The 12,213-nt window shown below is 42.1% G+C and carries 9 protein-coding genes; 2 read left to right on the forward strand and 7 right to left on the reverse strand.

The genetic code is table 11. The annotated features are described in order from the left end of the window. Nucleotides 1-111: 111 nt before the first annotated feature. The gene (locus CXF81_RS10830; protein ID WP_101181370.1) at nt 112-1,023 is read left to right on the forward strand and encodes an ExeA family protein; all 912 of its coding nucleotides are present in this window, start codon (nt 112-114) and stop codon (nt 1,021-1,023) included. Next, nucleotides 1,016-2,179: a general secretion pathway protein GspB gene (locus CXF81_RS10835; RefSeq protein WP_101181371.1), complete on the forward strand. Its 1,164-nt coding sequence runs from the start codon at nt 1,016-1,018 to the stop codon at nt 2,177-2,179. The genes CXF81_RS10830 and CXF81_RS10835 overlap by 8 nt, the downstream gene beginning before the upstream one ends. 65 nt (nt 2,180-2,244) lie before the next feature. Here the strand turns inward: CXF81_RS10835 and CXF81_RS10840 are convergent, their stop codons facing one another. From CXF81_RS10840 to CXF81_RS10870, 7 genes are all read right to left on the reverse strand, one after another. Continuing rightward, nucleotides 2,245-3,504 carry an HD domain-containing phosphohydrolase gene (locus tag CXF81_RS10840; protein WP_101181504.1) on the reverse strand — a complete coding sequence of 420 codons (1,260 nt, stop codon included), beginning with the start codon at nt 3,502-3,504 and terminating at the stop codon, nt 2,245-2,247. Nucleotides 3,505-3,664: 160 nt separating this feature from the next. Next, a complete protein-coding gene (gene leuD / locus CXF81_RS10845; protein ID WP_101181372.1) occupies nt 3,665-4,264 on the reverse strand; it encodes a 3-isopropylmalate dehydratase small subunit in 600 nt (199 codons plus the stop codon). A 1-nt stretch (nt 4,265) separates the two neighbouring features. Continuing rightward, on the reverse strand, nt 4,266-5,666 hold the full coding sequence (gene leuC / locus CXF81_RS10850; protein ID WP_101181373.1) for a 3-isopropylmalate dehydratase large subunit: 1,401 nt from the start codon (nt 5,664-5,666) through the stop codon (nt 4,266-4,268). Nucleotides 5,667-5,686: 20 nt separating this feature from the next. After that, nucleotides 5,687-6,775 (reverse strand): 3-isopropylmalate dehydrogenase, encoded by a 1,089-nt coding sequence (leuB, locus tag CXF81_RS10855; RefSeq protein WP_101181374.1) that lies wholly within the window; start codon nt 6,773-6,775, stop codon nt 5,687-5,689. A gap of 1 nt (nt 6,776) precedes the next feature. Beyond that, on the reverse strand, nt 6,777-8,354 hold the full coding sequence (gene leuA, locus CXF81_RS10860; RefSeq protein ID WP_101181375.1) for a 2-isopropylmalate synthase: 1,578 nt from the start codon (nt 8,352-8,354) through the stop codon (nt 6,777-6,779). Between the two features lie 338 nt (nt 8,355-8,692). Beyond that, complete coding sequence (locus tag CXF81_RS10865) at nt 8,693-10,966, reverse strand: malate synthase G (protein WP_232771891.1); 2,274 nt, start codon at nt 10,964-10,966, stop codon at nt 8,693-8,695. A gap of 115 nt (nt 10,967-11,081) precedes the next feature. Next, the gene (locus tag CXF81_RS10870; protein WP_101181376.1) at nt 11,082-12,035 is read right to left on the reverse strand and encodes a LysR family transcriptional regulator; all 954 of its coding nucleotides are present in this window, start codon (nt 12,033-12,035) and stop codon (nt 11,082-11,084) included. Nucleotides 12,036-12,213 lie beyond the last annotated feature (178 nt).

The raw sequence follows: 12,213 nt of genomic DNA on the forward strand, positions 1-12,213 counted from the left end.
CAACTTGGCACTAATACCAGATTACAGACTGTAATCTAGGCCCTTTTACATTGACTTAAATAGTGATACTCGATAGGTTATCTATAAAACAATCATGACAGTGCAGATAACGTGTATTTAAGCTATTTTGGGTTAACGGACAACCCCTTTTCAATTGCTCCAAATCCTGATTACTTATTCATGAGCCCTCGGCATCGCGAAGCTCTGGCGCATTTAACCTTTGGCTTGAAGGAGTCAGGCGGCTTTGTAATGCTGACGGGAGAAGTAGGCACAGGCAAAACCACAGTGTCTCGCAAACTTTTGCAAGATTTATCAGATGACACGCAAACAGCGGTTATTTTAAACCCAAGCTTGTCAGCCATAGAATTACTGGCGACAGTTTGTGACGAGCTCGGCATTAAGTACGATACTAACACCAGTTCACTCAAAATATTTACTGATAAAATTTTAAATAAGTTGGCTGATAACCACGCGAGTGGGATCAATACCGTACTTATTATTGACGAAGCTCAGCATTTAATGCCCGAAGTCCTCGAACAATTGCGCTTGTTAACTAATTTAGAAACGACTCGAGAAAAGCTCTTGCAAGTTGTCTTAATAGGTCAACCTGAGTTACAACAACTATTGCGCCGAAACGAACTTAGACAACTGGCTCAGCGGGTCACTGCGCGCTATCACCTTCTGCCCTTAACTAAGGCTGAAGTTGTGTTGTACGTGGCTCATCGACTGCAGGTGGCGAGTGGCAATCCAAGTATTTTTACTTCAACGGCCTTAAGTAGCTTGTTTCAAATCAGTGGTGGTATTCCACGGGTTATTAATTTGTTATGTGATCGCGCAATGACGATAGCTTACACACTGCAAAAACCGCTTATTACACACCAGCTCGTGGTTGGTGCTAGCTATCAAGTATTAGGCGATGACATTGTCCAACAACGTCAAAAAGAGCTGTGGAAACGGATCTTTGTAGGTAGCTTTGTTACTTCCATCATTCTAGGTTTAGTTGTGGGAGGTTTGTATGCTTAAACTATTTAAGGTGGCCGACCTGCAGCCAGGTATGTTAGTCAGTAAAGTAATTAGTCAACATGGTCCGGTTAAAATCCGAACAGTAGGAATGATCCGCAGTCTTGAAATGATCAAGGGCTTAACTAGCATGGGCGTGACTGAAGTTGAAGTCGACTTGAGCCAGAGTTTAGGCTTGCTTGATGCCACAACAGCCGACATAGAAGTTGAAGCTGAGGAAGCGGTCACTAAATTAACACCAACACAACAGCTGCTGCAAAATGAAAGGCGGTCTGCCAAAGTCAATAATGAGGGCAGTCCGCAGTACCATCGTTCGTTGTTTATGCCCTCTATGGATACCTTACCTTCGTCTTGGGATTTGTATGGTAAGAATATGTCGTTGCTCTTGCTGTTAGTCGTCGGTGGTGTTTGTGTTGGTTGGAACATCGCTTCCATTCCTCACTGGTTGGCTTTGTATAAAGATAAAGACTATGTGGTTATCGATTATCAACCAGTAAACACGCCTCGAAAACCACAGGACGTCAGTTCCGATGATGATAACCGAACAGCAGTGATGAATGAGCAGAGCAACAATGCCTCAAACGAAGATGCCAAAGTGTTAAAAAGTAACGCTAATAATGATAATGTCGAGGGCCGTTCTCAAATTACAAATTCACCGCCGCCAGAGCAAACAAATAAGTCAGCGGGGCAAGAAGCGGAGCCCATCGTATTAGGTTACTTACCGAGTGGTAATAACAGTCAACAAATACTAGATAGCATTACAAAAAAACAGGCTGAAGGCGAATTAATTGAGCCTATTTCAAGTCAAAGCGACTCAAATGTATCTGCCGCGTTATTAAGAAAAATAAATAAAGCGATTGCTGATTTGAATAACAATTCAGATGTGGCGCCGGTTAATCCGTTGGCCGCTAGTTATGATGATTTGCCAAGAGTTGACCAGCTCTCTGTTGCTATTCAAACACAAATTCCAGCAATGGTATTCAGCGCTCATATGTATTCATCGAATAGGCCGGAACGTTGGGTTAGAGTTAATGGTAGACGCCTAGTCGAAGGTGACTTTATTGCACAAGACTTGCAGCTGGTAAATATAGAACCACAAAAGGTGATTTTGTCTTTTAAAGATGAGGTGTTCACCATGAACGCTTTATCCGACTGGTAGGTAAACAGCAAAGTGCAACAGTATTGCAAACTGTGCACTTGCTTGCACAACATAAATTGTTTGCGCTACTGTGGCAGAAAAATACGCTTAAAAAATTTGTCTAAATTCATACTAAATTCTTCCGGTCTAACGCCAGTTAAAATATAGTCATCAGATTGGTTCAAATCGACTCGATGAACTGCCGTATGCAGTTGTGTTTGCATGCTATAGAAAATCATGACTATTGGGTTTAGTGGCTGTTTACTATTGCGTTGACTTACGATACCCAACTGTTGGCTCTGTAGTTGCACCAATGACCCTACTGGATGCAGTCCAATGGTATTGATAAACTCATTCACTAAGTCACTATTCAGCGTCTCATCGCTCTCTAATTGATGCAGTGCCTCAGTTGCAGTAACCGAGCATTGATGATGGCGGTTCGAAATCATTGCGTCATAGCAGTCGACAATCGCTGCCATTTGAGAATACACACTGATCTCGGAAAGCGTTTTTGCTTTGGGGTACCCGCTGCCATCAACACGTTCATGGTGATTTGCAATAACATCGAGCACGATAGGTGGTGTATCACTTAAGCGCTGGGCTATCTCGATACCAATATCGACATGACTCCTCATTATAGCCCAGTCGGTTTCATTCAACTCGGCGGTTGTGTTTAGTAAATCGCGGGGCAGGGATGCCATGCCTATATCCATTAGCAAGCCAGCCATGGTTAGATCTTCAATTTCAGCTTGCGACATTCCCCTTGAACTAGCGAACATAGTCAATAATATTGCACAGTTGATAGCATGCTCTGCTAAATATTCACTTGAGTCTTTCAGCATGAGTAGACAAGACAATGCATCAACGTTATCAAATACCGAATCAATAATATCTTGAGCTAGCTTACTCAAGTGTTCAATGTTGGGTGTTGAGCCAGAGCGTAACTTCGCCACGAAGTCCTTTTGTACATTTTTTGCCTGTACGTACAATTTATCAGCGTCTTGTAATGCTTTTTGATGTTGCCCAGTATGCACAATACTGGTCAGCTTATATTCTTTTATTGGCGAGGCGGTTGTCGCGTTTGACGAAACGTTGTTGGCGTTTACAGTAGGGTCTGCAATGTGATTTTCAAAATGCGGCTCTCGAGCAGCAAGAGCATGCTCTACTATTTTACTTTTATCAAAGTCGACTTCAATTTCCAATATTCCTTTGCTTTTAAGGGAATCTAAAATAGCGGTAGTTTTTATTAATCCTCTACTTTTAATACGGACGTTGCCTTTCTGCTTGACCACGTTCTCGACATACATGCCTATAGTTAGTTCGGAAATGGAGATAGTTTTAATCATATATATACTATTGAATCTCGAATAACCGTAATGTAATTGATTTGTTAACTTTAAGCTATAACCCATATTGCAAAATTAATGACTACCGCAAACCATCGGCCTTTTGCGGCATATCTAAATTTATATATAGGTATAAAATTCACCCAATCTGATTAGATTATTATAACCAAGCGGCACGTTTTTTCTCAAATGCGCTGATGCTTTTGTTAAAATCGAGAGTTTGCCCAATCGCATCTAAGCCCTTGATCATATTTTGTTTGTGATGCTGCGCAATCTCAAATTTATAGCTGCTTTCACCTACCTTTACCGTTTGATTTGGCAGATCGATATGAAAAATCACGTCTGGGTTACTGGCAACATGTTCAAACAAATCGTCCATTATGTTGCTTGAAAGTGCAATTGGCAAAAGTTGATTATTAATACAGTTACTGTAAAAGATATCCGCTAAACTGGTCGCAATAATGCAGCCAAAACCGAAATCAGCTAGCGCCCAAGGAGCGTGTTCGCGGCTTGAACCACAGCCAAAGTTCTCACGTGAGAGCAGCACATTTGCTCCCTTATGCTTCTCTTGAGTTAGAGTAAACTCGGGGTTTAATTCCTGTTCATGTAAGTCTAAATAGCGCCAGTCATGAAATAGGTGCTTACCATAGCCTGAGCGGGTGACGCCTGTTAAAAATTGCTTTGGGATTATTTGATCGGTATCAATATTGGCTTGGTCTAATGGTGCGGCCTTGCCGCTTAATTCAGTAAATCCTGTCATCTTATTCTCCAAACTGTCTTGAATCTGCAAAACTACCCGTTAACGCCGCGGCAACCGCCATTTCAGGACTCACCAAATGGGTTCTTGAACCCCGACCTTGGCGCCCTTCAAAATTTCGGTTACTGGTAGATGCGCAGCGATCACCTGGTTGCAGAACATCGTCATTCATGCCTAAACACATAGAACAACCTGGTAATCTCCACTCAAAACCGGCTGCTTTAAAAATGACATCTAATGCCTCTTTTTCTGCTTGTTCTTTAACTGCCACAGAGCCTGGAACAACGATGGCGGTTATGTGACTTTTCACTTTACCTGAGGCTGCGACTTTTGCAGCGGCTCTTAAATCTTCGATGCGGCTGTTGGTACAAGAACCAATAAAGACATGAGATATATTAACGTTATCCCAGGTTTGTCCAGCTTCTAAGCCCATGTATTTGAGCGCTTTGACGGCGGACTCTTTTTCGATTGGATCGTCAAAATCATCAGGCGAAGGGATTGCTTGGTTAATTCCAATAACTTGCCCTGGGTTAGTTCCCCAAGTGATTTGTGGTTGAATATCTTTGGCTTGCAAAGTCACAACGGTATCGAATATAGCGTCCGCATCTGAGGTTAATGATTGCCAGTAGCTAACGGCATCATTCCAATACGCGTTGCTTGGAGCAAAGTCTTTGTCTTTTAGATAATCGATAGTTTTCTGATCAGGTGAAATTAAACCGGCCTTCGCACCAGCTTCAATGCTCATATTGCAGATGGTCATGCGTTGTTCCATCGACAAGTCGCTAATCGCTTCGCCACAATATTCAATCACATAGCCAGTTGCACCAGCATGGCCAATTTTCCCTATAATTGCCAAGATAATATCTTTTGCTGTGACCCCAATCGGTAACTTGCCGGCAACCTCGATTTGCATACTCTTGGCTTTGCTTTGTTTCAATGTTTGAGTGGCTAACACATGCTCAACTTGTGACGTACCTATGCCAAATGCTAGCGCGCCAAAGGCACCGTGTGTAGCCGTATGGCTATCGCCACAAACTACCGTCATACCAGGATGAATGAGGCCAAGTTGTGGACCTATGACATGTACAATTCCTTGGTTTTTGTGACCAACCGGATAAAGTTGGATGTTGTGTGCTGCACAATTATCTGCCAACGTTTGTAGTTGTAATTTATTTTGCGGACCACACGCATCAAGCGCTAAAGAACGTGTCGATATACTGTGGTCCATCGTGCCAAAAGTAAGGTCAGGACGACGTACTTTGCGATTATTTTCATTCAAACCAGCAAAGGCTTGTGGTGTGGTCACTTCGTGAATGAGATGACGGTCTATGTACAATAAGGTGTCTTCACCCAGTTGTTCTACGATGTGTGCATTCCACACTTTGTCATAAAGAGTTTGAGCCATGATTCTTCCTTAACTCTACATTAAGAGATTTGTTGTAAAATATAAGTGCCTACATCTGCGGTAGAGCAAGCATTATTACGTTCTTTTTTAGGCATTAATTCTGCAGTTAACACACCATCTTCAAGTGTTTTAACAACGGCAGCATCAATTGCATCGGCTGCGGCAATTTCGCCTAAACTGTATCGCAACATCATCGATGCTGACAGAATTTGAGCTATTGGGTTGGCAATACCTTTGCCCGCAATGTCAGGAGCAGAGCCGCCTGCGGGTTCATACATACCAAAGCCCGCGCCATTGATACTAGCCGAGGGTAATAGACCCATTGAGCCGGTTAACATTGCGCATTCGTCACTAATGATATCACCAAACAAATTGGAACATAACATGACGTCGAATTGCGCCGGATCGCAGATAAGCTGCATTGTCGCATTATCAATGTAAATATGTTCAAGCGTGACTTGTGGATAATCGTTTGCGACTTCTTCAACCACTTCACGCCATAGCCGACTGCATACCAGCACATTTGCTTTGTCTACAGAGGTGACTTTTTTACTTCTTTTCATTGACGCTTCAAATGCACTAATAGCGATACGACGAATTTCACGTTTTGAATAACGCATGGTATCGAAAGCAAACTGCTCTTCACCTTCGCCTTCAAGCCCTTTAGGCTGGCCAAAGTATATACCTGAGGTAAGTTCACGGATGACTAAAACGTCCACGCCTGACTGTGCGATATCAATGCGCAATGGGGATAAATGCGCAAGTCCTGCATAAATTTTTGCTGGACGTAAATTACTAAATAGATCGAAATGGCTGCGCAGCTTTAACAAAGCGGCGCGCTCTGGGCGCTGCTCTAAAGGCAGGCTGTCCCATTTAGGGCCACCAATTGAACCAAACAAAATCGCATCAGCTTGTTCGCAACCTTCAAGGGTTGCCTTGGGTAGTGCCTCACCATGATGATCAATCGCAAAGCCACCTACCGGATAAGTTGTGCGCTCTAGTGTAATATCAAACTTATGGCATACCGCGTCTAAAACACGATTCGCTTGCTCCATCACTTCAGGACCAATACCGTCCCCGGGTAAAACTGCAATATGATATGTGGCCATTCTAAACTCCGGTAATATGTTCTTGTTGTTGTTTTTGTTCGTCAATTTGGTCGGCTAGGTAAGTATTGTTTAATACAAATATTAATGCGCGAACACCTGACTCGACGATATCGGTAGCTAGGCCAATACCATTAAAACGTCGGCCATTATATTCTGCAACCACACTCACTTGAGCGAGTGCATCAGCACCTTCACCTTTTGAATCCAATTTAAAATCGACAATGTCAATCTTATGGTCTTTTACTACCTTCATAATAGCATTATATGCAGCATCCACCGGACCATTTCCTACCGCAGACTCAGTGATAATTTGGTCGCCCACTTTCAGGCGCACCGTCGCGCTTGGGATTATGTTACGACCTGAGTTAGCCTGCAAATAATCTAAGTGATAATGAGCATGGTCATGTTTTTGTTGGTCGAAAAACAGAAGTGCTTCCAAGTCGTAATCAAACACTTGTCCTTTTTTATCAGCTAAACGTAAAAAAGCATCGTAAATAGCATCCAAGTCATATTCATCTGTTCGATAACCAAGTTCGCCTAAACGATGCTTGATTACGTGTCGGCCCGAACGCGACGTTAAGTTAAGTCGATTTTTATTAATTCCAACGCTTTCTGGCGTCATGATCTCATAGGTATTTTGGCCTTTAAGCACGCCATCTTGATGAATACCTGAGGAATGACTAAATGCATTTGCCCCCACAATTGCTTTATTTGCTTGCACTGGCATATTGCACAGGTTACTGACCAACTTTGAGGCTTTATAAATCTCTTGCGACTGGATGTTTGTTGATAAACCAAGCATGGCATAGCGGGTTTGTAGGATCATCGCAATTTCTTCAAGCGAGCAGTTGCCCGCTCTTTCACCAATTCCATTAACCGTGCATTCAACTTGGCGAGCACCTTGTTCTACGGCCGCTAATGAGTTAGCCACCGCTAGGCCTAAATCGTTGTGGCAATGCACAGATATAATGGCTTTGTCGATATTCGGAACGCGATTAAATAAGTTGCTAATAATGCCACCAAACTCGGTTGGTGTTGTATAGCCCACTGTATCTGGAATATTAACTGTCGTTGCACCAGCGTTAATAGCCGATTCAACCATGCGGCACAAATAATCAATGTGCGTTCGGCCGGCATCTTCACAGCTAAACTCGACATCGTTAGTATACTTACGTGCATGTTTAATCGCGTTGACCGCCATTTCAACCACTTCATCTTGTGATTTGCGCAGTTTTGTATTCACATGGATATCAGATGTTGCGATAAAGGTATGTATACGAAAATGGTCAGCCACGCTTAATGCTTGGCCACAGGCATCAATGTCTTTTTCTAGTGCTCTGGATAGACCACAAACAGTCGAGTTTTTGATTTCCTTTGCAATTGACTGAACGGCTTTAAAATCACCAGGTGATGAAACTGGAAAACCAGCTTCTATTATATCAACGCCGAGTTTTTCGAGCATCAGCGCAATTTGTAGCTTGTCTTTTACATTCAGGCTCGCGGGTAGTGCCTGCTCTCCATCACGTAAGGTGGTGTCAAAAATAATGACTTGCTGATTGCCCTGCTTGACTCTAGTCATGGTATTTGCCTTTTATTCATTTGACCGGTTGCTTGTTATCGCGACATTAGCGACGCACTTATTCGAATCTGATCCACATTTTACTGGGGTATAAAACAAAAAACCCGTGCTTTGCACGGGTTTTTTTGTATATTAACTATAAAACTTACCCGTGCAATAAGTTCGCCAAGAGTAATAGCAGCAGCATAGAAATCAAAGAATATTGATTTTTTGATGATAAAATTTTCATATCTGCCCCTTTTTAAAGAATTTTCTTTCGATGTTCCAACTCTACTGTGGTAAACCAGTTGGGTCAACAGTTCAATTACATAAAAGCAGACCTTTTATGTAAGTTATTTTTATATCTTAAGGTTTTTAAGTCTAGCCTTCATTTCTCTACGACGAGCATGTAACAATGGCTCGGTATAACCTGAGGGCTGTTCTTTGCCTAAGAAGATAAGGTCCTTGGCAGCTTGAAACCCAATTGAATCGGCTAAGTCAGGCAACATCGGAATGTATTCGGCATCATTTTCATTTTGACTATCAACTAGTATTGCCATTCGTTGTAATGACTCATTAACTTGCTGAGTAGTTACGATCCCATGTTCAAGCCAGTTGGCAATATGTTGACTACTTATCCTTAACGTTGCGCGATCTTCCATTAAACCAACACCGTTTATATCGGGTACTTTTGAACAACCGATACCCTGATGTACCCAACGCACCACGTATCCCAAAATACCCTGTACATTGTTATCAAGCTCTCGTGTGACTTGTGGTGAACTTAATTCTGCATCTTCGGCCATTAAAGGGATTTCTAATATGCTATCGATGTAAGTCAAATGCGAGTTTTGCTTATCATTTATTATGCTTTTCTGCTGCTCAAATACATTAATTTGATGGTAATGTAAGGCATGTAACGTGGCTGCAGTAGGAGAGGGAACCCATGCCGTGTTTGCGCCAGCTTGTGGGTGTCCAATTTTAACAGCCATCATGTTGGCCATTTGTTCTGGAATTGGCCACATACCTTTACCGATTTGTGCTCTACCAGATAGCCCAAAATTGAGTCCTGTAGCTACGTTAGCTAGCTCGTAAGCATGCAGCCAAGGACGTGCCTTTATTTCCGCTTTAGGTGCAAATGCACCCTTTAGCATAGACGTATGTATTTCATCACCCGTACGGTCTAAAAAACCCGTATTAATGAATACGACACGCTCATTCGCGGCTTCAATACAGGCACCTAAATTGAGACTGGTTCTGCGCTCTTCATCCATAATCCCTATTTTTATGGTGTTCTTGGGCAAATCGAGTACTTGTTCTACGCTGCTAAATAATCGATTCGTAAAGGCAACTTCATCGGGACCATGCATTTTCGGTTTGACAATATAAATACTGTTTTCTTTGGCATTTTTAAACATGCTATTGTTAAGCAAGTCATGTTTAGCAATTAACGATGTAATCATCGCATCCATTATACCTTCCGGAATTTCTTCACCTTCAAATAAAATGGCGTTATTGGTCATTAAGTGACCAACGTTGCGAATAAACATTAGGCTTCTACCTGAAAGTGTAATGCGTTCATTTGCCAGCGTTTGATATTCACGGTCTGGATTCATGCTTCGCGTAAAGGTTTTATCTCCTTTGATAAGTTGGATCTGTAAGCTTCCTTGCATCAATCCTAACCAATTCTGATAAACCAATGTTTTATCTTCAGCGTCAACAGCTGCCACGCTATCCTCACAATCCATAATAGTTGTTAAAGCGGATTCTAGCGCAATGTCTTTTACTGTGGCCGGATCTGTTTTACCGATGGGGTGCGAGTTATCAAACTGTATTTCGGCATGTAAGCCGTTATGACAGACGACGATCGCGAGCGGGTTGTCTATTTTGCCTTGAAAGCCAACCAACTGAGTTGGGTCTTGTAACGTCGTCTTATTGCCATCAGCTAGTGTGACTAACAAGCCGCTATCATTGAGTTGGTATTGCAGACTCCCAACGTGGCTGCCGCTAACCAATGGTAAAATGCTGTCAAGATACTCTCTGGCTTTTAAAATTACCTTATTACCACGGATCGGGTTGTATTGACCTTTTGCTTCTGCACCATCAGCATCTGAAATAACATCAGTGCCATACAATGCGTCATAAAGACTCCCCCAGCGAGCATTAACGGCATTCAGTGCATATCTAGCATTGTTAATTGGCACAACAAGCTGTGGCCCAGCCATAGTGGCTATTTCAGGGTCAACATGTTTTGTTGCTATTGGTCTAGGAGTAAGGGCTGCTTGCAAGTAACCGATGTTGCTCAAAAAAGTTTTATATTCATCAGCCGACGCGTTCGGCTCATTACAATGAAAATCATTAATTTGTTGTTGTAAGGTTTCACGTTCTCTCAACAATGCTTTGTTTAGTGGCATTAAGTTTTCAAGGACTTGTTCGAAACCTTGCCAAAACACGGTTGGCTCAATTTGCGAATTGGGCAGCGCACTTGATTCTATAAAATCAAGCAATTCGCTGGCCACTGATAGTTTGCCTTTTGTCACGTATCTTTGTGCAGTCGTCTGCTCATTAACACGTGATGCGCTGGTTCCGTTGTTACCAGATGGACTTGTCGTCTTTGCTGAAATCGTTGACATTGGCATACTCCGTTATTTTGTTTAATACAGTTTAGGGAATATCGCGGCAGTTTTTTAGTTTATGTATAATATGTTTGTTATAGATACTGTGAATGCGGGTCTGCTAATATTCCCTTTAGGGCTGTGGCTCACTATTCATTACGTTGGCTACGTCAGTAATTAGTCTTCGTAACCAAATATGTCCGGCATCATGATGTAATAAAGCACTCCAAGCCATCTTCAATGCAATGGGCGGAATATCGAAAGGAGGCTCGACAACAATAATACTGGGATCATCTTTAAATATTTTGGCTGCTTTAGTGGGTAATGTTGCTATCAGGTTTTGTGTTTTAGTTAACTGCAGTGCTGCGTGATAATGACGTGTAAAAACTCGGATTTCTCGCTGTTTTCCTATTTTAGTAAGCTCAGCATCAACCCAACCTAGCTTTTGAACTTCGTTGGGGTCAATGCCAACGCCAACGCCAAAGCCTGTTTTACTGACCCAAATATGCTGACCTTTCAAATAAGCTGCTAGATCAAAATTATGTCTCATGGGGTGGTCACTGCCGATAACGCATGAAAATGAATCGTACCAAATAACTTTTTGATGGAACGACAGAGGTAATTCTTCGAAGCGATTTATCGCCATGTCGACTTTGCCTTGCTCTACATCGTGAAATGTCACATCACTTGGTGTTATCAGATCTAAGCTAATATTGGGTGCTAAAACTGCAAGTCTGCCAATGAGTTCAAGCAGCAATGTTGATTCAGCGTAATCGCTGGTCATAATTCTAAACGTACGTACACTCGTTGCAGGACTAAACTCAATGTCAGGTTGAATGCAGGACTCTAATTTACTCAATACGTCACGAATAATGGGCTGTAATTCCAACGCGCGTTTGGTTGGGGTCATGCCATCGCTAGTTCTGACTAACAATGGATCTTTAAATAAATCTCGCAGTCGCTTTAAGCCATTGCTCATCGCTGGTTGGGTAATACTAAGTTGGTTAGCCGCCTTGGTGACGCTGCCTTCTCTTAATAAAACATCTAAGTAAACTAATAGATTCAGGTCGACTTTTGCGATATTCAATATGTTAATTCCAATGTCAATGGTATAAAAAGGGTGTACAAATTCAGAAGTGAAATTAAGTTGTAAAGCTCATTCACGTAAATGATAATAATTTCTTATTGATCATACAACCACAAACGACAAAAGATTGATAATACCTTGGTAGGGGAATCGTGATTAATTTGATTTGTATCATCGA

Source organism: Glaciecola sp. 33A, assembly GCF_002836745.1.
Lineage (GTDB): Bacteria > Pseudomonadota > Gammaproteobacteria > Enterobacterales > Alteromonadaceae > Glaciecola.